Origin of the sequence: Streptomyces cyaneus, from assembly GCF_004028635.1 — a bacterium.
Taxonomy (GTDB): Bacteria; Actinomycetota; Actinomycetes; order Streptomycetales; family Streptomycetaceae; genus Streptomyces; species Streptomyces cyaneus.
The window spans coordinates 693,217-716,293 of sequence record NZ_ML138678.1; the positions used below are offsets into that span (position 1 = coordinate 693,217).

The following is a 23,077-nucleotide window of genomic DNA, read 5'->3' on the forward strand; positions in this document are numbered from 1 at the left end:
GCGGGTGCGTCGTGGCTGGTCGCGCAGTTCCCCGCGCCCCTTTAGGCATACTGCACGGCCCGGCGATGTGAAGGACCCCTCGTTTCGGCGGTCCCTTGCCCTCTTCCGGGCCTTCCTCCATGAGCAGGACGACCCCGAGGCCTGCTACTCGCTTCTCGCCCGTGATGCCGCCGACCAAGTCGAGGCCTACGACGGCCCGGTCGCCGGGCGTACGGTCGTGGACGTAGGCGGGGGCAGCGGGTACTTCACCGAGGAGTTCCGGCGGCGGGGGGCGCACGCGTACCTCTTCGAGCCGGACCTCGGCGAGCTCGGTGAGAAGCCTCCCGACGGAGCCGTCGTCGCCGACGGGTATCTCTTACCCCTGCGGGACGGCGTCGCCGATGTCACCTTCTCCTCCAATGTGCTGGAGCATGTGGCCGATCCGCAGACGTTTCTCAGTGAGCTGGCGCGGGTGACTCGGCCCGGTGGGCTGATCTATGTGTCGTTCACCAACTGGCTGTCCCCTTGGGGCGGCCATGAGTGGGCGCCCTGGCACTACCTCGGCGCCGAGCGGGCCCGCGCCCGCTACCAGCGGCGTACCGGGCGGCCCGCCAAGCACACCCTCGGCGAGAACCTCTTCGCCGTGCACATCGGCACCACCTTGCGGCAGGTCCGCGTCCGCGACGACGTCGAGGTCGTGTCGGCGCGCTCCCGCTACTGGCCGTTCCTCGCGGAAACCGTCGTGAAAGCGCCCGGCATACGCGAGTTCGCCACCTGGAACCTCCTCCTCATCCTCAGGCGGTGTCCACCATGACGACGACCACGGTCCAGGCTCCTCCCCCGGCAGCCGTGCCCACCTCCGCGCCCGCCTCGGGCCCGCCGGAGGGGCCGCGGTCGCGGCGCTGGCTGCTGGGGTTCTGGGCCGTGGTGTTCGTGCTGCTGCTGGCGGTGCAGCCGGGGCGGCAGACGTTCGACACCAAGCTGGGTGTCACCGTCGATCCCGGCCGGTTCCTGTCCGACCTCGGGCAATTGTGGTCCGACCAGGGCAGCTTCGGCGGGATCCAGAACCAGTACTCGGGCTATCTGTGGCCGATGCTGCCGTTCTACTGGCTGGCCGATGCCGTACAGCTGCCCGTATGGCTGGCGGAGCGGCTGTGGCTGTCGCTGATCGTGTCGGTGGCCTTCTGGGGTGCGCTGCGGCTGGCCGAGCGGCTGCGGGTGGGGAGCGAGGGGTCGCGGCTGGTGGCGGCCGTCGCGTATGCGCTGTGGCCCGTCTTCACCATCGTGGTCGGGTCCACGTCGGCTGCCGCACTGCCCGGTGCGTTTCTGCCTTGGGTGCTGCTGCCGTTGACCGATGAGCGGTACGCCGCGCGGGTCGCCGCCCTGCGGTCGGCCCTGATCATCCCGTTCATGGGCGGCGTCAATGCCGCCTCCACCCTGGCCTCGCTGCTGCCCGTCGGGCTGTATCTGCTCTCCCGTCCACCCGGGCCACGGCAGCGGAAGCTGATCGCCTGGTGGGTGCCGGGGGTCGTCCTGGCGACCGCATGGTGGGTGATCCCGCTGCTGCTGCTCGGCACGTACGGCGAGAACTTCCTTCCCTACGTGGAGAGTTCGCAGACCACCACCGAGACCATGTCGGCGACGGAGGCGCTGCGCGGCGCCGGGAACTGGGTCGCCTATCTGCACTTCGGTCAGGCCTGGCTGCCGGCCGGCTGGACCGTGGCCTCGTCCGTCGTGGTGATCGTCGGCTCGGCGCTCGCGGCCGGGCTGGGGCTCGCGGGGCTGGCGCGGCGGGACATGCCGGAGCGGCGATGGCTGGTGTTGACCGTGGTGACGGTGGCGCTGGTCCTGCTCGCGGGATACGGCGGGGCGTTCGGGGCCCCCTTCCACGGCGTCGTGCAGGACTGGCTGGACGGCGGTCTCGTCCCCTTCCGGAACATCTACAAGTTCCAGCCGGGGCTGGCCCTCGCGCTGGTGCTGGGGCTCGCCCATCTGGCGGGCGTGGCCGCCGAGGCGCGCGGGGCGCGGCCGGTGCGGGGGCGGCGGTTCGCGCCGCTGATCGCCGCCGTCCTGGTACTGCCGGGTCTGATGTGGCCGTACCTCAACGGCTCCATCCTCAACCCCGGTTCCTTCAAGGAGATCCCCAAGTACTGGCAGACCACGGCCGACTGGATGGAGAAGTACTCCCCCGACGCACGCGCCCTCGTCGTCCCGGCCACCGCGCACGGCATCTACACCTGGGGCTCCACCATCGACCAGCCCCTGGACGTCGTCGCCGATTCGCGCTGGGCACAGAGGGATTACGTCCCGTTCGGCACTCCCGGCAACCGGCGCGCCATGGACGCCGTCGAGCAGGCGCTGGTGAGCGGCGGCGAAGTGCCGGGGCTGGCCGACTACTTGAGCCGGGCCGGCGTCTACTACGTCGTCGTCCGCAACGACCTCGATCCCGACCAGATCGGGCAGGTGCCGACCACGACGGTGAAGCGGACCCTGGAACAGTCGGGGTACGAGCGGGTGACGGGCTTCGGGCCGGTCATGACCGGCGGGACGATCGCCCCGGGCACCCCGCTCCAGGTGGAGGGGCTGTATCCGCGGCAGCGGGCGGTGGAGATCTACAAGCCGGTGAGCGCGGACGTGCCGCGCCCGCACCAGGCCGGGCTTCAGCCGGTGGCCGACACGGCCGTGGTGTCCGGCGGCCCGGAGGCGCTGCTCCCGCTGGCGTCCCAACTGCGCGGCCGGGCCAGCGTGTTGACCGGCGACAACCATCCCGGGCTCGGCTCACCGCAGCTGCAGGTGGTCGGCGACGGGCTGCGGCGCGCGGACACGCGGTTCGGGCTGATCAACGCCAATACGTCGTACACGTACACGCGCAATGAGCGCAACGCGCCCGACGCCGCCCAGGACGCGGGCGAGAAACCGCACCAGATCCTGCCGACGACCGGCCTCGACCACCAGACGGTGGCCGAGCTGCGCGGCGCACGCTCGGTGACCGCGTCCTCGTACGGCAGCTGGCTCTTCCATCTCCCGCAGTTCGACCCGGTGAACGCCTTCGACGGCAACCCGGACACGGCCTGGACGGAGGGCTCGGAGGGGTCGCCGGACGGGGAGTGGCTGCGGATCGCCTTCGCGGGCGGGTCGGCTGGCGGGTCGGCGGGCGGCTCGTACGACATGCCGTCGTCGTTCAAGGTGACGCCGCTGCCGCAGGAGGGCGTGCGGGAGGCGCCGACGCGGGTGCGGGTGGAGACGGAGAAGGGGTCGGTGAGCTCCTTCCTGCGGCCGGACGGCTCGACGCAGTCGGTCAAGGCGCCTGCGGGCGCGACGAGTTGGATGAAGCTGACGATCACGGACTCGGTGTCCCGGCGGGCCGGACTGACCGGGGCCGGCTTCTCCGAGATCGCCCTTCCGGACGTACAGGTGACCCGGCTGCTGCGGCTGCCCACCGACGCCGAGGACTCCGGGGCGGCCGCCGAGATCGTCTCCCTGTCCCGTACGGCCGACCCCACCGGGCTGTCGCCGACGGGCACGGAGGCCGGCCTGCACCGGAGCTTCACCACGGGCACCGCGGGGACGTACGAGATGCGGGCGAGCGCGGTGCCGGTGCCGGGCGAGGAGCTGGACCGACTGCTGTACGAGGTGGCGCCGGAGCAGCAGAACCGGATCGTCGCGACCGCCGACTCCACGGCCCGGCTGGGGGCGGGCCTGTCGCCGCGCAACCTCACCGACGGCGATCTGACCACGGCGTGGATCGCGGGCGACCGGCCCACGATCCATCTGCGCTGGCCCGGAAAGCAGGCGGTGGGAGAGATCGTGCTGGCACCGGCAGGCGGCCTCACCACGCGTCCGACCGAGGTGAACATCAGCTCCCCGGACGGTGCGGTGATCGCCGGGGTCGACGAGAACGGCTGGGTCCGCTTCCCTCCCATCACCACCGACCGCCTGGACATCACGATCACCCGGACCGCGCCGCTGACCCTCTACAACCCGATGGTGGGCGAGGACCTGCAGCTGCCGGCGGGCCTGACGGAGGCCTACATCCCGGCCCTCGACCAGTACCGGACCCCTAAGCCGCGAGACTCCCGGCCGTTCTCGCTGCCATGTGGCAAGGGGCCGGTGGTGTCGGTGGACGGGAAGCTGCACGAGACGAGCGCGCGAGGGACCGTACGGGATCTGATGGAGCGACGCCAGATCGAGGTGACGCTCTGTCAACGCGGGCGGGACGAGGCCGAGTTGTCCCTGTCGGCCGGTGACCATCGGGTCGAGGCCGGCGACGGCGGGCCCCTCACCCTCACCGATGTCACGCTGACCCGCGGCACGGTCGCCGAGGCCGCGACGACGGGGCGTGACCTGGAGATACGGGACTGGCTCGGCGACCGGCGCGCGGTGACGGTCGGGTCGGGGGCGGCGAGCTACCTGACCATGTACGAGAACTTCAACGACGGCTGGCGGGCCACGCTGAACGGCAAGGAACTGTCGCCGGTACGGCTGGACGGCTGGCAGCAGGGCTGGCGGATCCCGGCGGGCGCCGGCGGCACGGTCGAGCTGTCGTACGAGCCGGCGGTGATGTACGAGGGCGGGCTGATCGGCAGTGCGGTGGCGCTCGCGCTGCTGGCCGGGTTGGCGCTGTGGCGCCGCCGGGCGCCGAACCCCGATGAGCCGCAGGTCGCTCCGCCGCTGCCCGGGCTGTGGCTGGGCACGGTGGCCGTGACGGTGGTGGCCGTGTTCATCGCCGGGTGGTTCGCGCTGCTGGTGCCCGCGCTGGCGGTGGTGGCGTGGCGCAGGCATGCGCTGCTGGTGCCGATCGCGGTGGTAGCGCTCGCCGGGGCGGGGATCGCCGCGGCGCTCGGGGCCGGGCAGCCGGTGGGGGCGGAAGAGGGCGCCTTCGGTCCGGCGGCTCAACTGCTGGCGTTGATCGGGTTGTTCGCCGGGGTTGTGGGTGTGCGGGAGCGGGAGGGGACGGTCGCAGGAACGGGCGGGCCCGGTTCCACGGCCCTGCTGCCGCCGGTCGCCGCAGGCGGTGTTCCGGCGGGTGACCCGCAAGCGCCGACGCGGCCGTTGCCGCATCGGGAGCGGGGGCGCAGTCCGCTGGGTACCGAGCCCAACGGTCCTACGCAGCCACCCCGGCCCGAGTCGGGGCCGACCGTCTCCGCACGCGGCCCGGGCGGGCCGGACCCTGATCCGCCGACGGCGCGCATCGCGCCCCGCAAGCCACGATTCCGGGCGACCGATCCCGGGACCGCGCCGGAGTCCGACGACACCGGGAAGGGCGAAGCCACATGACCGCACTGCAGCAGCCCGCACGCGCCGACGGTCCGATCCGGCCGGCGGTACGCGTCCCGTTCCCGGTCGTGGACGAGGTCGCCCGGCACTGTCTCCAGGAGGAGGAGCCGGAGACGGTGCACATCGAGGTCCACCTTCCGGGGCGGCTGGACGCGGGGCGCCTGCGTACGGCCTTCGCCGAGGCGCTGCGCCGGCATCCCCGCATCCTCATGCGGGAGGTGTCGGGGCGTTGGTATCGGCGCCGGTACGAGTGGGAGCTGACGGCGGAGCCGGACGTGGAGGTGGTGAGCTTTCCGGCGCCGGGGCGGGACGCGTTGCGCGATGCGCGGACTCGGGCGCTGACGCAGGCGCCGCCGCTGTCCCTTTCGCCGCCGATACGGCTGGAGGTGGTGGAGGGGCCGGGGCCGGTCGAGGGCAGCGAGGCCACTGATGCCGTAGGTGTACAGCCGCGCGGAGCCGACGGTCCGCAGCCACGCACCGCACAGGGAACCGTCCTCTTCCTCACCATCAACCACACCGCCCTCGACGGCCCCGCCTGCCTCCGCGTCCTCGCCACCGCCGCAGAGCTGTACGGCGGCCGGGACAACTCACCCGCAGCCCCACCCACCCGTACGACGCAAGCCCCACCGCACTCCGAGGAGACCCCGTCCAACTGGGCACCCCCCGCCCGCGTAGCCCCCGGAACCCCCGAACCCTCCCCCGGCAACGGCATGCTGGTCACCGAACTTCCCCTCCCCCACCGCCCCAAGGGCTCCCCCTACACGGTCAACGACCAGCTGATGGTCACCACGGCCCTGACCATCGCCCACTGGAACAGAGAACACGGCGCCCGCCCCCGCCCCCTGCGCATCACCATGCCCGTGGACGACCGCCCCCGCGACGCCACCATGCCCATCGGCAACGGCACCCGGCTCGTCGAAGTCCCCTTCGCACCCGAGGAGTTGGCGGCGATCGACCCGGCGCACATGCCCACCCTGCTGCACCGCACGGCCACCCGGACCCGCGCCCTCAAGTCCCTCCCCCGCCCCCAACTCGGCCACGGGGCAGCCCTGCTCACCGCCCCCATCACCCCCGTCTCCTGGCGAGCCGCCCTCACCCGAGGCCTGCGCAGAGCCGCCGCGCCCTGGACCTCCACCACCCTGCTCAGCAACATCGGCCGTATCCCCTACCCCCTGGACTTCGGCGAGGAAGCCGGCCGCGCGCACGCCGTGTGGTTCTCGGCGCCCGCCCGGATGCCCCGCGGCCTGACCGTCACCACCGCGTCCACCGCGGGCCGCCTCCATCTCGCCCTGCGCTGGTCCCGCGCCCTGCTCAGCCATGGCGACGGCGCCCACCTGCGCGACCTCTTCGAGCACTACCTGCACACCACGGAGGCGACCCCGTGACGACCACTCCTGTGAAACCCCCCGAACTGCGCGACTTCTACGAGAACCCCGCCGTCCCCGTCGCCTCCGGCACCCCCCGCAGCCGCCGCCAGGCCCGCATGCTCGCCGACGCCCTGGGCCCGGCGGCAGCGGGCGGCACCCGCACGATCCTCGACATCGGCTGCGGCGACGGCACCGCCGCGGCCACCGCCGCCCCCTTCCTCCCCGTCCCCGGTCACCGCATCGTCGGCATCGACTGGTCCCAGGACGCCCTGCGCCGGGCCCGCACCCGGATCCCGTACGCCGTCCGCGGTGAACTCACCGGCGGCGGGCTGCCGTTCAGGGCCGGAGCCGCCGACGCCGTGCTGTTCAGCGAGGTGATCGAGCACCTCGTCGACCCGGACGCCGCCCTGGACGAGATCCGCCGCGTGCTGCGCCCCGGCGGCCACCTCATGCTCTCCACCCCGAACCTGGCCGCCTGGTACAACCGCGCCCTGCTGCTGGCGGGCGTACAGCCGGTGTTCTCGGAGGTCAGCCTGCGGGGCATCCACGGCCGGCCGGGACGGGAGGTCGTAGGACATCTGCGGCTCTACACCGCCCGTGCGCTACGGGAGTTCGTGGCGGCGTCCGGTTTCGAGGTCGTACGAGTCGCGGGCGCGCCCTTCCACGGCGTACCGCGCGCCCTGCGCCCCCTCGACAGGCTGGCCTGCGCCAGACCATCACTGGCTTCGATCCTGCTACTGCACGCACGAAGGACGTAGGGGGGCGGGGACCATGTGGTGGGGAGTGGCCGCGGCCCTGATGGCGAACACCCTGTACAGCCTCGGTTTCGTCCTGGAGAAACGGGCGCTCACCGCACTCCCGCAGGTGAGCATCCGGCAACCCGCCCGGCTGCTGCGGCTGGTGCTCGGCAGCCCGCTGTGGATCGGCGGCTCGCTCGCTCTCGCCGCCGGTTTCGGAGCACAGCTCGTCGTCTACCGCACCCTGCCGATCGCCGCCGCGCAGGGCATCTTCGTCTCCGGCCTCGTGCTGCTCGTGCTGCTCTCGGCGCGCCTGCTGGGCGAGGAGACCAGCGGGCGGGAGCGGTACGCGATCGGCGTGATCCTCGCCGCGCTGCTGATGGTCGTGCTGTCGCTGCGGGACGGACCCGACGGCGGGGAGAGCGTCGGGCGGGCCGCCCCGTATCCGCTGATCCTGCTGGTGTGCGTGCCGTCGCTGGCGGCGGGCGTGTGGCTGTACAACTCCGCCGAGCGCAGGGCCCGGCACCGGCACCGGCTGCCGACGACCGGCGTCGAGTACGGCGTGGCGGTGGGGCTGCTGTACGGGGTCAGTTCGCTGGCCATCAAGGGGGTGTCGAGCTACCTGACGGCCAGCGGAATCGGCGGGGCGCTCCTTGCCCTGCTGCGCTCCCCGTACCCGTACCTCCTCCTCTTCACCGGCGCCTTCGGACTGGTCATGTCGCAGGCGGCACTGCAACGCTGCCGGGCCTCGCTGATCGTGCCGGTGTGCACGACGGTGACATGCCTGTACACGGCAGTGCTGGGCACGCTGTCGTTCGGCGAGGCGCTGCCGGAGGACCCGCTGCGGCTGGCGCTGCGGGTCGCGGGTACGGCGCTCGCCCTCGCCGTACTGCTGTCGATGCCGAGGCACGACCGCCCCCCACCAACGCCCTCGCCTCCTCAACCCCCCATCGGTGCCAAGGAGTTGACGCCACCATGAAACCGGACGACCCCCTGCTCCAGATCCTGGCGTGTCCCCTCGACAAGGGGCAGCTGCACCTCGTCGTACCTGCTCAAGAGGCGGAAGAGCGCTCCGAGGCGCTGTACAACCCACGCCTGCGCCGCCGCTACCCGATCATCGACGGCATCCCACAGCTGCTGCCGGCCTCCGGGGAACAGGTCTCCGACGACGAACACGAGGAACTCCTCAAACGGATGGTCCCATGACCCTGGCTGCGCGTATCGCCCCTCTGTTGCCCACCCGCCTGGTCGCCGCCGTGGCCCGGGCCGTGTACCCGCGCTTCGAGCCGGAGCTGGCGCGGCTGGCGGAACTGTGCCCCGCCGGGTGCGGGACGGCCGTGGACGTCGGCGGCTGGTACGGCCCGTGGACGCGGCGGCTGTCGAGACGGGCACGCCGGGTGGTGACCGTGGAACCGGTCCCTCACCTGGCGCGACTCCTCGCGGCGACGGCCCCGCCCAACGTCCGGGTCGTGCAGGCCGCTGCCGCCGAGCGCCCCGGCACGGCCCGGCTCTGGCTGCCGCCGCACGACGCGGGCGACCGCGGGGTGTCCTCCCTGGTCCGGCGGAACATCCACGCCACGGCGCTGCCGGTCGGCTGTGTCACCCTCGACGAACTCGGCCTCAAGGACGTCGGGTTCGTCAAGGTCGACGTCGACGGCAGCGAGCTCGCGGTGCTGCGCGGCGCGACCGGCATCCTGGCACGCGACCGGCCCGCCCTGTTCATCGAGCTGGAGTCCCGCATCCAGCCGATCGGCCCGGTGGTGACGTATCTGTCGCTGCTCGGCTACGACGGCTGGGTCCTGCCCGGCCGCGACTGGGTGCCCCTGAGCCGCTTCCCGCTGGAGAGCCACCAGGAAGAGACCTCGTACGTGGTCACCCAGGGCCTGCTGCGCCGGGTCCTGCCCTTCCGAGGCCCGCGGTACGTCAATTCGGTCCTCTTCCTCCCCGACGGCCGCCGCCCGATCGGCGACCATGGAGCGCATGCCCTCCGGAAAGCACCCCGCTAGCGGCGGCCCGAACCCCGCCGGACCCTTCACCCCGCTCCACTTCCAGCTGGTGCTGCTGCGCCGCATGGCCGACCACAACCCGGACCTGGTGGAGGACGCCCGCCGTGAACTGGGCGTCTCCCTCGCCGACATGCGCGAGGCGAACAAGCGCTGGCAGGCGATGGTCCGCTCCCCCCGCTCCCGGGCCGCCGCCTCCCGGTACCGCTCGGTGTTCGGCAAGCCCGAGTCGGTGATCTCCCGCAAGGTCGGCGACCTCGAGTGCGAGGCCTGGCTGTGGCCGGTGCCGCTCTGGCCCGACCTGCGTTTCGAGGTGCTGCTCGCCCCGAACGGCGCGGTGTGGAACGAGTGGCTGGTGCGCGCCCCGGACGCCGAGAGCCCGCCCCTGCGCACCCTCGCCGACCTCACCCCCTGGTCCTGCACGGTCGACGAGGCGGCCCGCGCCTTCGCCCCCGCCCGCCCCTTGGAGGGCACGGCCCCGACGCGCTGGGGCCTGGCCTTCACCGCGCCGGACGGGGAGGGGGTGCGGCGGGGGGTGGTGGCCGAGTTCACGTGGGGGTTGCTGCAGCGGGTGGCGGTCGACGATTAGGGCCTGCCCGGCGGACCTTGCCGGACAGGCCCCTGGTCCCGCGGAGGGCTCAGCGCTTGAGCGTGAAGGTGAAGTCGCCGGAGAGCTTGCCGCTCAGCCGGACCGCCGAAACGAGCTTGCCCTCCGTGATCAGCCTCTCGACCTCGGCCCGCGAAAGACCGCAACCTTCAGCGATCAGCCGCACCGGCCGGACGGGGATCCGCGCCGCGAAGCGGACCGACACATCGATCGCATCGCCCACCTCACGGTCCAGGTGATCCGACCCGCCGGTGTCGAGGCGCCAGGCGCCCGCCCAGTCGAGGGCTATGCGATTACGGCACCGCACGGCCGGATCCTGAAGCAACTCGGCTGCCAGGCCGGGGTCGTTGTCGTGCATCCGGTCCAGCAGCTCAGGTCGTACGGAGCGCACATTCATCCGCTCCAGGACCGTGAGCTTTGCCGTGTCCCCGCAAGCGGTACAGAGCACGAGGACCCAGGCGTCGAGGAGCTTGTGGTTGGCGTTGACGCGAAACTTGCCGTTTGCCCGGAACCGCTCGGACGCGCACGTGTGGCAACGGCGGAGAACGGTCGGCAGGCAAGTGGGCATGACAACCCAGTTGTTGAGCACAGAAGTACACCGGTTTCAGTGAGAAGTCCGCAGCAAAAAGCAGCGCGGCGCACATGCGCGACGCGCGACACATCAGCTCTCGGGAGGTCTCACACGGTGTACAACGGCACGTCCTTGCCTGGGCGACTCGGTTCGGCAGCACGGTAACGGCGCACGGCGGCGCCGCTCCACTGGTTTTCGAGCGCCTCGGCGACCAGCGACCAACGGTTGGTGACTAACGGTTGGCGGCCGCCGCCAGGATCGCCTCGACCACCCGCGGCACCGACCCGGGGTGCAGTGAGAGGAAGAGGCTCGGCTCGACGAGTTCCAGCTCCATCACCCGGGGCTGCCCGTCCTCCCCGTCGACGAGGTCCACGCGCGCGTACAGCAGCTCGGGCGCGTTCGGTACGGCGGCCAGGGCGCGCTCGGCGACGGTGAGTTCGGCCGGGGTCGGGGTCCAGGGCTCGAGGCCGGGGTGGGCGATCTTGCGCTCGTCGTAGGGCGTGCCGGGAGTGAGGATGGCGCCCTTGCGGCTGGCGTGCAGCAGCCGGCCGCCGTAGAACTGCAGCGCCCGTTCCCCGCTGACGTCGATGCCCCGCACATACGGCTGCACCATCGCGGTGAACCCCTCCGCGTGCATCCGCGCGACCTGCCGTACGGCCGTGTCGTGCTCGTCGGGCCGGTACCGGGCGGCGAAGCGCGCGCCCGCGCCCGAGGTGGGCTTGATGACGTACTCGTGGTCGACGGGGAGGCCGTCGACGTCGTCACCGGGGGCGAGGTAGCGGGTGGGCACGACCGGCACCCCGGCGTCGGCGAGATCGCCGAGGTACCGCTTGTCGGCGTTCCACCGCACCACGTCGGCCGGATTCGCGAGCCGGGTCGCCTTGCCGCACCGCTCCGCCCACGCCAGGAACTCCGCCGCCCGCCAGCTGTAGTCCCAGGTGGAGCGGATCACGGCGAGGTCGTACCCGCCCCAGTCGGCCTGCTCGTCGTCCCAGGCCACGGAGTCCGCCTCGGCCCCGGCGTCCCGCAGCGCGCGCACCAGCACGGGGAGGTCGCGGTCGACGGCGACCTCGGGGCCGGGGCGGCAGGTGACGAGGGCTATGCGGGGCACGGTGGGCTCCTTCGGACGAAACGGTCGGGCGGATCGCAGGCTAACAACCACGTCCGCAACCGAAACAGCTCGCTTGACCTTCACCTTCGGTGAAGCCACAGCATCGGAGCGAGGAGCCGGCAGGGATCGAGAACGGCAACGGGAACGGCTCAGGGATCGGGACGGGATCAGGACGGGATCGGGATGCGCAAGGACATGCTGACGATCGGCGCCTTCGCCAAGGCCTGCCGGCTGTCACCGAAGGCACTGCGGCTCTACGACGAGCTGGAGTTGCTGAAGCCCCACCGGGTCGACCCGGACACCGGGTACCGCTACTACGCCGTCGAGCAGCTGGAGCAGGCCCGGCTGGTGGCGTGGCTGCGACGGCTGGGCATGCCGCTGGCCCTGATCCGTCAGGTGTGCGCACTGCGACCGGCCGACGCCGCCCGCGAGATCCGCGCCTACTGGGCGCAGGTCGAGGCGGAGACGGCGGCGCGTCGGGATCTGGCCGCGTTCCTCGCAGAACAACTGCTCGCGACATCGAGGAAGGACACCACCATGCTGGAGCTTCACTACTCCGCCCACTCCGACCGCGGCCGGGTCCGCCCCGCCAACCAGGACACGGCCTACGCGGGCACCCGGCTGCTCGCGGTGGCCGACGGCTGCGGCCCGGCGGGCGCGCCCGCGAGCAGCGCCGCGGTGGAGGCGCTGCGTTTCCTGGACTCGGCGGAACTCCCGGCCGGGAACGTGCTCAACCTGCTGGAGGAGGCGGTACAGGGCGCGACGGAGGCGGTCCGGGACGCGACGAACGGCACGGAGGAGTCGGGTACGACCCTCACCGCCCTGCTGTGGACGGGCTCACGCCTCGCCCTGGTCCACATCGGGGACTCCCGTGCGTATCTGCTGCGCGACGGCGCCCTGTTCCGCATCACCCACGATCACACGGTGGTCCAGTCGATGATCGACGAGGGCCGCCTGACCGCGGAGGAGGCGACGTCCCACCCCCAGCGCATGCTGCTCCTCAAGGCCCTGTCCTCCACCGCCCCCGCGGTCCCCGACCTCCGCCTCCAGGACACCGAACCCGGCGACCGCTATCTCCTCTGCTCCGACGGCCTGTCCCGCGTCGTCCCCGACGCCCGCATCCGGCACCTCCTCACCTCCGCCCCGGCCCCGGACACCGCCGTCCACGCCCTGATCGACGCGGCGAACGAGGCGGGCGGGCCGGACAACGTCAGCTGTGTGGTGGCGGACGTAGTGGAACGGGTGGCCTGAGGAATGAGGGTGAGACAAGGGCCGTGGTATCCCTGAGCCTTGCCGGAGCCTTCTAGGAGTCGGCGGCTGCCCTGCCGGCGGCACCGGATCCCGCCCCGGGGGACCTGCCGCCCAGCCCCGGGACCAGCACCGCCGCCACCGCCAGGTGCATCACAGCGAGGGAGACCCGGGTGCCGCCGTCCATGCCGTCGCCGATGAACGGCAGGAAGGACACGGCCAGTACGGCGCCGGCCACCCCGGTCCAGATGGCGCGGGCGCGCCGCGCCCCGAATCGCTCCAGGGCGGCCAGCAGTCCCCAGCCGGAGAGCGACGCGAGCAGTGCGACGACCGCCACGGGCACGGCGCCGATGTCGAGCGTCTGCTCGCCGTCGGCGATCCGCAGCCGGTGCCCCAGCAGTGGGTCCGCGACCAGCCACACCAGGACGGGGGCCAGGACGGCCAGGGCCGTGACCCCCAGACGCCTTCTCCGCGCGCTCACTTGGCGTCCCCCGAGAGCGCCCCGTGCAGGAAGACCTCCACCAGCTCCTGCGGGGTCAGATCGGGCTCGTCCTCCGTACGCGGCTGGGTGAAGAGCAGTCCGAAGAAGAGGGCCGCGATCTGCTCCGGCGGTCGGCGCAGGGAGGCCTTTTCGGGCTCCAGCAGCTCCGCGAGGGCCGCGCGGATACGGGTCGTCGACTCGTCGCGGCCCGCGCCCCGCACCGTGCCGGGGTGCTTGCCGCCGCGATGCCCCAGCGAGCCGAGGATCGCGCCCATCCTGGACATGTGCGCCTGCAGCGCCTCGGCCGCCTCAGCGAGCCGGTCGGGCAGCGGCTGGGACACGTCGATCGCGTCGAGCTCGCGGACCGCGTGCTCGGGGGAGAGCGCCTCGGCCACGCAGGCCTGCAGCAGCTCGTCCTTGTCGGCGAAGACCCGGAAGATCGTGCCCTCGCCGATGCCCGCGGCGCGGGCGATCTTCGCGGTCGTCACCGCGGCGCCGTACTCAGCGATCAGCGGGATCGCGGTCTGGATGATCATCGCGCGCCGCTGCTCCGGCGACATGCCGGGGGCGCGGCGGCGGGTGGTCTGGCTCTCCTTAGGCGCTGTCATGACCACGAGAGTACGGAGTGAGTACTCACTCCGTCAATGAGTGAGTACTCACTCCGCTCACTTTTGCCGTGCCCCGGGGACGAAACTGATCACCGCACCGCAGGCTCCGGCTTCGGCTTCAGCTCCTGACGCGGCTCCGGCACCGGCACCGGCTCCGCATAGAACTCCCGCGGTCGTCCCCTCTTGTCCCGCAACGCCGCCAGCAAGCTCCCCGGATACTCCACCGCCCAGTAGCTCACCGTCGCGACCAGCACCCCCGCCGCGACCACGAACAGCACCGCCAGCGGAAAGCCCGCCTGGGAGCGGGGCAGGGCGCCGGCCTCGTACAGGGCCAGCATCAGCGGCTCGTGCCAGATGTACAGGCTGTAGCTGACCAGGCCCACGCCCGTCAGCCATCGTGAGCGCAGCAGGGCGTGCCAGCCGGGGCGGGCCGGGGTGCGGATGTGGAGCGTGGCGTAGAGCAGGGCGAACCAGAGGAGCGCGGCGAGGGGGTGGTAGTAGGTGTGCCAGGTGTTCTCCGGGTCGGAGTAGTACGACAGGGCGTACAGGCCTGCTGCCGCGGTCACCGCCGACACAGTCGCCGGGCGTGCGCCGATACGGCCCCGCTCGCCCAGCGCCACCAGCAGCACCGCCAGCAACATCCCCGCCGCGAAGCCGCCCAGGCGGGCCTGCGGGCCGAAGTACACGGGCCAGTTGGTGTGCGGGATGCCGAGGGCGTGGTGGGCGACGGCGATCCAGGCCACCGGTGCCAGGTAGAGCGCCGCGCAGCCCGACGCGCACAGCAGCACGCGGGCGCGGCGGGTGCGCAGGCGGCGGCAGGCGCGGATCGCCGGGGGACCGACGGCGACCAGGGTGAGGTAGAACGCGATCTCCAGGGAGAGCGACCAGGTCGGGCCCAGGGTGTAGAAGATGCGCTGCTGGTCGAAGACGTGCGTGAACGTGAGGTGTTCCAGCAGGTCGCGCCAGTCGCCGGGGAGGGACGGGTTGCGCAGGGACCAGACGAGGAGCACCGCGAGGAAGTAGAGCGGGAGGATGCGCGTTGCCCGGCGGAAGAGGAAGTCCCTCGCCGGGCGGGTCCTGTCCTCGCCGTCGATCGCGGCACGGGCGTAGGAGAGCGTGAGCAGGTACGCCGACATGACGAAGAACAGGTCGATGACCTCCAGGGAGATCAGCGCCCCGAGGTAGGGGTTGTCGACCGGCGGGTGGGCGCCCTGTGCGTCGTAGACGTAGTACTGCTGCCAGACGTGGAAGACGACCGTGCTGAGGGCGGCCAGGCCTCGGAAGCCCTGGAGTTCGGGGCTGCGTGTGGTGCTCATTTGGCGTGTGGTGCTCACTCCTGCCCCACCGCCTTCGCCGCCGCGCGGGGTGTGACCCGCCAGCGGCGGTCCCCCAGTAGTTCCTTGAGGTGCGACTGCCGGGCGACGATGTTCTTGAAGTGGGTATAGAAGACCGTCGAGATCAGTGCGTGGCGCCAGAACCAGCCGCGCCTGCTGCGCAGTTCGGGCAGGGCGAGCCGGCCCGCGAACGCCGTCTGGACGAATCCGGCCGAGAGGGTGAAGGCGAAGGCGAGCAGGCATGCCGGGGTGGCCCAGTCGATGCGGTCCGCGCCGCCCGCGCGGACCGCCGAGTGGAGCAGGATCGGCAGGATCTGCAGCGACAGCCACGGCTGCACCTCGCGCCAGCCCAACAGCACTACCAGTCCCGTCTTCTGACGGCGTGTGAAGGACGGCGAACGCAGCGCCTGCCCCAGGTGCCGCATCGACACCTGCAGCCAGCCCTGTGCCCAGCGCGAGCGCTGGTTCCACAGGGGTTTGAGACGGGTGGGCGCCAACTCCCGCGAGATCAGCGTCCGGTCGCTGGCGATCCGCGCACCCTCGCTCAACGCGCGTAGCGTCGAGTCGATGTCCTCCGTCAGCATCGAGCCGTGCATCCGGATACGGGCCAGCAGGTCGGTGCGCCAGAAGCCGTTGGAGCCGCCGAAGATGCCGAAGCCGTACAGGCGGGTCCGGCCGGGGTGGCTGACGGCGTAGATCGCCTCGAACTCGGCAGCCACCTGCCGGGCCACCCAGGAGCTGTCGCCGTTGCGGATCACGCAGTGGCCCTGGACGACGTCGTAGCCGTGGGACAGCCAGTCCCAGGCGTGGCGGAAGGCGTCCGGCGCGGGATGGTGGTCGGCGTCGAAGATGCCGACGAACTCGCCGCGCACTCGGCTGACGGCAGCGTTGACGTTCTGCGCCTTGGAGGTGCTGCCGGCCACCGGAAGCAGCACCAACCGCCGGTCGCGGCGGGCGATCTCCCGCAGGGTGTCCTCGACCGGCAACGCGTGGGGCGTGTTGTACGCGAGGACGATCTCCAGGTCGTTCGGGTAGTCGAGGCGCAGGAAGGACTCCACGGTGTCGACGATCGTCGCGGCCTCGTTCGGCAGGTACGCGGCGATCACCGCGCTCGCGGGCGGGTACGGCTGCGCGGGCGCCGCGGGCCGGGTGGGCGCGTCGAGCGAGAAGAGGCATTCGAGGAGGATCAGCGCGGCGGAGAGGACGAGTCCGGCGACCACGACCCAGTAGACCGTCGAGGCCACGTCCCAGCCCAGCACCGTGTACGCCTGCTCGTACAGCGCGAACGGCACGCCCACGCCGACCAGGAGCGCGAGCAGCGGGGAGAGGGCGAGCAGCAGCGGTCGTACGACCTTCTTGGCGCGGCGGCGTGGGGCGGCGGCCCGCATCCACGGCTCGTAGCGGACGGGCCGCAGATCGCGGTGGCGCAGCGCCTCGGCGACGGCGTCGGCGGCCTGTTCGACGGCCCGTTCGGCGATCCGTTCGGCGGGCCGGCCGTCGGCGTCCGCGAGGGGCAGCCAGCCGACGGCAGGGGTCAGCCGTACGTTCTCGTCGGCGACCACGAAGCGGGTGCCGGCCACGGCGGAGGCGAACTCCGTCAGTGCGCGCCGGGCCGTCTCCTCGTCCACGCCGGGCATGAGGACGAGCAGCCGCCCCTCCTCGTCCCAGCCGAGCCGGTCGCTACCGTTGCCGAGGCGCTCGGCGACCCCGGCGAGGCGTTCGGCGACCTCGCGGCGCACCCGTGCTCCGAACCGTTCCTCCAGCGCGTCCGCCTCGGCCACGCCGACCACCGCGAGGACGCCGTCGCGACGTCCGGGACGGCTTTGGGGGCGGCGCAGTTCGCGGTCGAGTTCGGCGTGGAAGTGGGGTGCGGAGTGCAGGCCGGTGCGCGGGTCGAGGGCCAGCCGGTCGACGGGGACCGGGACGCGGTGCAGCTTGGCCGCGATCCGGGCCGACAGCTCGACGGGGTCGGCGGCCTCCGGCAGGCAGTCGTCGGCGCCGCTGCGCAACAGCCGTGCCACACCGGCGGGTTCACGGTCGTTGGTGACCATGACGAGGGGCAGGACCTGGCCTTGGGGTGCGGTGCGTATCTCCCGTACGACGGCCACCGCCTGTTCGACGCCGCCATGACCCTCGAGGGCGACGATCGCGTCGGGCGGGGCCTGCTGGACGCTGCGGCCGACGTCTCCGGGGACGGCGTGGGTGACCGCGTAGCCGGTGGATTCGAGGGTGCGGGTGAGCCTTTCGCGCCGGGGGCCGGGGGTACCGACCGCGAGGACGTGGCTGTGCTGGGGTGTTTCGAACTCGTCCGGTTTGTCGTCCGGTTCGTCGAACTCCTCGGTCGGAGGGCAGGCGAGAGTGTTCCGGGGCGCGGGTGAGCGCCTCAGTTCGGTGTGCATGTATGTGGGTCCAATCCTGTTCGGATGTGGGGGGAGGACCTTTTGTCGGTGCGTACGTGTTGTCGGTACGTGCCAGTAGCCTCACCGAGCGCTGTGACACCACACCTGCGCCGGCGTAAAACGTTGATTGCCTTTACGTGCCCACGCCAAGGAGATGTGTGAGGACATCTCGCAGCGTGGAACCGGCGGCTAGTTTTCCCCGTCCGGCTCCCAGTCCAGCAACCGCACCTTCGCGACCGTACGGACGTGGCGGCGCATGGCGGCGGCGGCCTGTGCGGGGCGGCCTTCCGCGATCGCGTCGAGGATCGCCTGGTGCTGGGCGAGGGAGCGGGCGGGGCGGTGGGGCTGGCGGAGGGACTCGGTGCGGCTCTCGGCGATCTGGTCGGCGATGGAGCGCATGAACTCGGCGAGGATGCTGCTGTGCGCGGCGGCGGTGACCGCGGCGTGGAAGAGGCGGTCGCCCTCCACTCCGTGGCCGTGGCCCTCGATCTCCTCGGCCATGTGCGCGAGGGCCGCCCGCATCGCCGCGAGGTCCTCCTCCGTGCGGCGCTCGGCGGCCAGTTCGGCGAGTTTCGTCTCCAGCGCCTCGCGGGCCTCCAGGACGTCCGGGAGGCGCCGGCGGCGCTCGACCATCCGCTCCACCGGCTCCACGTCGAGGCTGTCCCGCACGAGGTAGGTGCCGCCCCCGTGCCGCACCTCCACCAGGCCCTGGACCTCCAGGACCACGATCGCCTGCTTCACGGAGGCCCGGCTGACCCCCAGCCGCTGGGCCAGGTCGCGCTCGGTCGGCAGCCGGTCCCCGGCACCGAGGCCGCCCTCGGCGACGTAGGCGCGCAGCCGGTCGAGCACCTGCTCGTAGAGGCGCTGCTTGGTCATGGGGCGCAGGGCGTCGTCGGTCACGGGGTCCCCCTCTCGCCGGGAGCGTAGCACCGGGGCGGATGAGTGGCCGGGCGACCGAGTGGTCGAGTGGCTGAGCCAATTCTGCGCTACCTCTTGACGTCCCGTCGCCGCGCGCCCACGCTATCCAGCCATCACCCCGAATTGGCTCAGCCACTTGGCCACTGCCACTACGCGGTGTGGAACCCGCAACCGCTCCGGGACCCAACGACGGGAGCCCGTATGTCCCCCGAACTCATCTCGATCCTCGTCCTCGCCGTGGTGTTCGTCATCGCCACGACCCGCTCGATCAACATGGGCGCGCTCGCCTTCGCCGCCGCCTTCGCAGTCGGCACCCTCGTCGCCGACCTCGACGCGGACGGCATCTTCGCCGGCTTCCCCGGCGACCTGTTCGTCGTCCTCGTCGGTGTCACGTACCTCTTCGCCATCGCCCGCTCCAACGGCACCACCGACTGGCTGGTGCACGCCTCCGTCCGGCTCGTACGGGGCCGGGTGGCGCTCATCCCGTGGGTGATGTTCGCCCTCACCGGCGCACTCACCGCGATCGGAGCGGTGAGTCCGGCCGCCGTCGCGATCGTCGCGCCCATCGCGCTGAGCTTCGCCGCCCGCTACGGGATCAGTCCGCTGCTGATGGGCGCGATGGTCGTGCACGGCGCGCAGGGCGGCGGCTTCTCGCCGATCAGCATCTACGGCTCGATCGTCAACGGCATCGTCGAGCGGGAGAAGCTACCCGGTAACGAGGTCACGCTGTTCCTGGCCTCCCTGATCGTCAACATCGTCATCGCAGGTGTGGTGTTCGTCGTATGCGGGGGTCTGCGGCTATGGCGGCAGGACTCACTAACCAAGGGCGCGGGAGACGCCCCTCAGGGGCGCGGGGAACTGCGCGACCAGCCACAACGGAGCGGCACAGGGACGACGACAGATCCCGGCACCCGCCCCTCCCCCACAACCACCACGACCGCCACCCCCGAAACGGCCCCCGCCCCCACCCTCTCGCTCACACCCCCTCGCACCGCCACCCTCCTCTCCCTGGTCGCCCTCGTCGTCGCCGTCCTCGCCTTCGATCTGGACGCCGGTCTGACCGCGATCACGCTCGCCGTCCTCCTGAGCACCGCCTGGCCGGAGGACAGCCGTAAGGCGGTCGGCGAGATCGCGTGGCCGACGGTGCTGCTGATCTGCGGTGTGCTGACGTACGTCGGTGTACTGGACGAGATGGGCACGATCACCTGGGCCGGTGAGGGCGTCAGCGGCATCGGCGTACCGCTGCTGGCCGCCGTACTGCTCTGCTACATCGGCGCGATCGTGTCGGCGTTCGCCTCGTCCGTCGGCATCATGGGCGCGCTGATCCCGCTGGCCGTGCCGTTCCTGGCGCAGGGCGAGATCGGGGCGGTCGGGATGGTGGCGGCGCTCGCGGTGTCGGCGACGGTCGTGGACGTGAGCCCCTTCTCGACGAACGGCGCGCTCGTGCTGGCCGCGGCACCGGATGTCGACCGTGAGCGTTTCTTCCGGCAGCTGATGGTGTACGGAGGGATCGTGGTGGCGGTGGTGCCCGCGGTGGTGTGGCTGGTGATGGTCGTGCCGGGTTTCGGGTAGGCGCGTGCCCCCGCGCACGTCGGCAGCGACAGACAACGGCAGACAGCGACAGCTAAGGAGTACGACGCGTGTCCTCTCTCTTCCCGGCACTCACGTCCGGTCCGGCGGGGCGAGCAGCCCTGAGGTTCGGTGACCGGGCCCTGACGTACCCGGAGCTCGCCGCCGCGACCGGTGCCCTCGCGGACCGGATCGCGGGCAAGGGCCGGGTCGCCGTCTGGGCGACGCCGACGCTGGAGACCGCCGTCGCCGTGGTGGCGGCACTGGAGGCCGGGATCGCCGCCGTACCGCTCAACCCGAAGTCGGGCGAGAAGGAGCTGGGGCACATCCTGTCCGACAGCGCGCCGAGCCTCGTACTCGCCGCACCGGGCGAGGAACTCCCCTCCCCCCTGCGCGACTTGGAGCGCGTCGACGTCGACGTGCGGGCCGTCGGCTCCTGCCCGGACGAGCAGGCCACCGAGGCCGACCCCGCCCTGATCGTCTACACCTCCGGCACCACCGGCCCGCCCAAGGGTGCCGTGATCCCGCGCCGCGCCGTCGCGCACACCCTGGACGCGCTCGCCGACGCCTGGCAGTGGACCGGCGACGACGTACTCGTCCACGGCCTGCCCCTGTTCCACGTCCACGGCCTCGTCCTCGGCATCCTCGGCCCCCTGCGCCGCGGCGGCTGTGTACGGCACCTCGGCAGGTTCAGCACGGAAGGAGTCGCGCGCGAGCTGAACGACGGCGCGACCATGGTGTTCGGCGTGCCGACGATGTACCACCGCATCGCCCAGGCGCTCCCCGAGGACCCTGGCCTGGCGCAGGCGCTGGGCAAGGCCCGCCTTCTCGTCTCGGGCTCGGCCGCGCTGCCCGTGCACGACCACGAGCGGATCACGGCCGCGACCGGGCAGCGCGTGATCGAGCGCTACGGCATGACGGAGACGCTGATGAACACCAGCGTCCGCGCGGACGGCGAGCCGCGGGCCGGGACGGTCGGCGTGCCGCTGCCCGGCGTGGAGCTGCGGCTCGTGGAGGAGGACGGGACGCCGATCACGTCGTACGACGGCGAGACCGTGGGTGAGATCCAGGTGCGCGGCCCGAACCTGTTCACCGAGTACCTGAACCGCCCCGACGCGACGACCGCAGCCTTCACCGAGGACGGCTGGTTCCGTACCGGCGACATGGCGGTACGCGACGCCGACGGATACGTCCGTATCGTCGGCCGTAAGGCCACCGACCTGATCAAGAGCGGGGGTTACAAGATCGGCGCGGGTGAGATCGAGAACGCGCTCCTCGAACACGCGGGTGTGCGGGAGGCCGCGGTCACCGGCGAACCGGACGCCGATCTGGGCGAGCGGATCGTGGCGTGGATCGTCCCGGCGGATCCCGACTCGCCACCTCCCGCGGAGGAGTTGGCGGACCACGTCGCCGCCCGACTGGCCCCGCACAAGCGTCCCCGCAAGGTCCACTACCTCGACGCCCTCCCCCGCAACGACATGGGGAAGATCATGAAGCGGGCCCTGACCCATGACTGAGCGGCGCCTGTCGGCACGCGAGGTCGTCGCGCGACTCGCCGACGACTCCACGTTCACCGAACTCCCCCACCCGCAACGGCAGTCCGGCCCGGACGGCCCGCTCTCCTGGCAGGGCTACGGCGCCTCACGCGCGCGTGCCGCCGAGCGCACCGGCGAGGAGGAGTCGGTCGTCTGCGGCACCGCGAGCGTGGCGGGCACCCGGGCCGTGCTGTTGGCGTTCGAGTTCGGCTTCCTGGGCGGCTCGCTCGGCGAACGCACCGGGGACCGGCTGGAGGCGGCGTACGCCTACGCCCGCGCCCACCGCCTCCCGGTCGTCCCGCTGGTCGCCACGGGCGGCAGCCGCATGCAGGAGGGCATGGTGGCGCTGACCCAACTCCAGCGTGTGGCCCGCCAGTCGGCGCTCACGCGGGAGGCAGGCCTGCCTCAGATCGCGGTCCTGCGCGACCCCACGACGGGCGGCGGCTGGGCCACGCTCGGCGCGGGGGCCGACGTCGTCCTCGCCCTGCCCGGCGCCCAGGTCGGCTTCGCGGGCTCCCGGGTCCGCCCACCCGACGCGGATCCGGCGGCGTACACGGCTCAGGCGCAGGTGGCGGCGGGGGCGGCGGACGCCGTCGTACAGCCGGCGGAACTGCGGGAGGTGCTGGGGCGCTGGCTGCGGTTGCTGGCGGGACCGCCCGCGCCGGAGGCCCCGGTGCCCCGCGCCCTGGGCGCGCACGACCTGCCCGCCACGGGCTGGGACGCGGTCCGAAGGGCCCGGGCACGGCAACGCCCCCGCGCCGAGGCCTACTTGGACGCCTTCACCCACCGCGCCCCGATCAGCGGCGACCGCTGCGGCGGCGTCGACACCGAAGGCATGCTGTGCGGCTTCGGCGCGCACGAGGGCCGTACGGTCGCCTACGCCGCCCAGACGGGGAAGGCCACCCGACCCGCCGGTTACCGCACCGCCGCCCGCCTGATCCGCTTCGCGGACCGACTCGGCGTCCCCGTTCTGACGCTGGTGGACACACCGGGCGCCGCCAATGACGCGGCGGCGGAACGGCAGGGGGTGGGCGCCGCGATCGCCGACCTGTTCGGCGCGGTGGCCGCGGCCCGCGTCCCGATCACGACGCTGGTCATCGGCGAGGGCGGCTCGGGCGGGGCGCTGGCGTTGGCGGCGCCGGGCAACACCTGGGCCACGCCGGACAGTTACTTCTCGGTCATCGCGCCCGAGTTGGCGGCGGCGATCCTGAAGCGGGGGCCGGGGGAGGTGGAGGCGACGGCGGATCAGCTGCGGATCCGGCCGCAGGACCTGGTGGAGTTGGGCGTGATCCGGGGGGTCGTCGAGGGGTAGGGCGGGGGCGGGAACCGGGTC

The 23,077-nt window shown here is 72.4% G+C and carries 19 protein-coding genes; 12 read left to right on the top strand and 7 right to left on the bottom strand.

Features of this window, described 5'->3' with window-relative positions; all coding sequences use genetic code 11:
- Positions 1-67 precede the first annotated feature (67 nt).
- Genes EHO50_RS03120 through EHO50_RS03155 form a run of 8 tightly spaced genes read left to right on the top strand, consistent with a single transcriptional unit; the run spans position 68 to position 9,952 of the window.
- The gene (locus EHO50_RS03120) at positions 68-793 is read left to right on the top strand and encodes a class I SAM-dependent methyltransferase (RefSeq protein WP_128428233.1); all 726 of its coding nucleotides are present in this window, start codon (positions 68-70) and stop codon (positions 791-793) included.
- Positions 790-5,256: a DUF3367 domain-containing protein gene (locus EHO50_RS03125; protein ID WP_128428234.1), complete on the top strand. Its 4,467-nt coding sequence runs from the start codon at positions 790-792 to the stop codon at positions 5,254-5,256. Before EHO50_RS03120 ends, EHO50_RS03125 begins: the two co-directional genes overlap by 4 nt.
- Positions 5,253-6,641, top strand: a complete 1,389-nt coding sequence (locus tag EHO50_RS03130) for a condensation protein (protein WP_128428235.1) — start codon at positions 5,253-5,255, stop codon at positions 6,639-6,641. The genes EHO50_RS03125 and EHO50_RS03130 overlap by 4 nt, the downstream gene beginning before the upstream one ends.
- Complete coding sequence (locus EHO50_RS03135; protein ID WP_128428236.1) at positions 6,638-7,381, top strand: class I SAM-dependent methyltransferase; 744 nt, start codon at positions 6,638-6,640, stop codon at positions 7,379-7,381. The genes EHO50_RS03130 and EHO50_RS03135 overlap by 4 nt, the downstream gene beginning before the upstream one ends.
- A gap of 25 nt (positions 7,382-7,406) precedes the next feature.
- The gene (locus EHO50_RS03140) at positions 7,407-8,339 is read left to right on the top strand and encodes a hypothetical protein (RefSeq protein WP_128428946.1); all 933 of its coding nucleotides are present in this window, start codon (positions 7,407-7,409) and stop codon (positions 8,337-8,339) included.
- Positions 8,336-8,566: a Trm112 family protein gene (locus EHO50_RS03145; RefSeq protein WP_128428237.1), complete on the top strand. Its 231-nt coding sequence runs from the start codon at positions 8,336-8,338 to the stop codon at positions 8,564-8,566. Before EHO50_RS03140 ends, EHO50_RS03145 begins: the two co-directional genes overlap by 4 nt.
- Entirely contained in the window at positions 8,563-9,366 is an 804-nt protein-coding gene (locus EHO50_RS03150; RefSeq protein ID WP_128428238.1) for an FkbM family methyltransferase, read from the top strand. Before EHO50_RS03145 ends, EHO50_RS03150 begins: the two co-directional genes overlap by 4 nt.
- Positions 9,332-9,952 (top strand): hypothetical protein, encoded by a 621-nt coding sequence (locus tag EHO50_RS03155; RefSeq protein WP_128428239.1) that lies wholly within the window; start codon positions 9,332-9,334, stop codon positions 9,950-9,952. The genes EHO50_RS03150 and EHO50_RS03155 overlap by 35 nt, the downstream gene beginning before the upstream one ends.
- A 49-nt stretch (positions 9,953-10,001) precedes the next feature.
- Here the strand turns inward: EHO50_RS03155 and EHO50_RS03160 are convergent, their stop codons facing one another.
- Positions 10,002-10,559: a DUF1062 domain-containing protein gene (locus EHO50_RS03160; RefSeq protein WP_128428240.1), complete on the bottom strand. Its 558-nt coding sequence runs from the start codon at positions 10,557-10,559 to the stop codon at positions 10,002-10,004.
- A gap of 214 nt (positions 10,560-10,773) precedes the next feature.
- Complete coding sequence (locus EHO50_RS03165; protein ID WP_128428241.1) at positions 10,774-11,652, bottom strand: ATP-grasp domain-containing protein; 879 nt, start codon at positions 11,650-11,652, stop codon at positions 10,774-10,776.
- Positions 11,653-11,835: 183 nt separating this feature from the next.
- Between EHO50_RS03165 and EHO50_RS03170 the strand changes: the two genes are divergently transcribed.
- The gene (locus EHO50_RS03170) at positions 11,836-12,903 is read left to right on the top strand and encodes a MerR family transcriptional regulator (protein ID WP_128428242.1); all 1,068 of its coding nucleotides are present in this window, start codon (positions 11,836-11,838) and stop codon (positions 12,901-12,903) included.
- A 52-nt stretch (positions 12,904-12,955) separates the two neighbouring features.
- On the opposite strand, the gene EHO50_RS03175 is transcribed toward EHO50_RS03170, so the two are convergent.
- The 5 genes from EHO50_RS03175 to EHO50_RS03195 all read right to left on the bottom strand — a co-directional run bounded on the left by EHO50_RS03175 (position 12,956) and on the right by EHO50_RS03195 (position 18,598).
- Positions 12,956-13,381 (bottom strand): DUF6069 family protein, encoded by a 426-nt coding sequence (locus EHO50_RS03175; RefSeq protein ID WP_220096412.1) that lies wholly within the window; start codon positions 13,379-13,381, stop codon positions 12,956-12,958.
- A complete protein-coding gene (locus tag EHO50_RS03180) occupies positions 13,378-13,989 on the bottom strand; it encodes a TetR/AcrR family transcriptional regulator (protein WP_128428243.1) in 612 nt (203 codons plus the stop codon). The genes EHO50_RS03175 and EHO50_RS03180 overlap by 4 nt, the downstream gene beginning before the upstream one ends.
- A gap of 89 nt (positions 13,990-14,078) precedes the next feature.
- Positions 14,079-15,305: an acyltransferase family protein gene (locus EHO50_RS03185; protein ID WP_128428244.1), complete on the bottom strand. Its 1,227-nt coding sequence runs from the start codon at positions 15,303-15,305 to the stop codon at positions 14,079-14,081.
- Between the two features lie 14 nt (positions 15,306-15,319).
- Positions 15,320-17,722 (bottom strand): glycosyltransferase, encoded by a 2,403-nt coding sequence (locus EHO50_RS03190; protein WP_128428245.1) that lies wholly within the window; start codon positions 17,720-17,722, stop codon positions 15,320-15,322.
- A 189-nt stretch (positions 17,723-17,911) separates the two neighbouring features.
- Positions 17,912-18,598: a FadR/GntR family transcriptional regulator gene (locus tag EHO50_RS03195; RefSeq protein ID WP_128428948.1), complete on the bottom strand. Its 687-nt coding sequence runs from the start codon at positions 18,596-18,598 to the stop codon at positions 17,912-17,914.
- Positions 18,599-18,841: 243 nt separating this feature from the next.
- On the opposite strand from EHO50_RS03195, the gene EHO50_RS03200 reads away from it, so the two are divergent.
- From EHO50_RS03200 to EHO50_RS03210, 3 genes are all read left to right on the top strand, one after another.
- Positions 18,842-20,212, top strand: a complete 1,371-nt coding sequence (locus EHO50_RS03200; protein WP_128428246.1) for an SLC13 family permease — start codon at positions 18,842-18,844, stop codon at positions 20,210-20,212.
- A 68-nt stretch (positions 20,213-20,280) separates the two neighbouring features.
- Complete coding sequence (locus tag EHO50_RS03205; RefSeq protein ID WP_128428247.1) at positions 20,281-21,726, top strand: acyl-CoA synthetase; 1,446 nt, start codon at positions 20,281-20,283, stop codon at positions 21,724-21,726.
- Positions 21,719-23,056, top strand: coding sequence for a carboxyl transferase domain-containing protein (locus tag EHO50_RS03210; RefSeq protein WP_128428248.1), 1,338 nt, complete (start codon positions 21,719-21,721; stop codon positions 23,054-23,056). The genes EHO50_RS03205 and EHO50_RS03210 overlap by 8 nt, the downstream gene beginning before the upstream one ends.
- Positions 23,057-23,077: the final 21 nt, after the last annotated feature.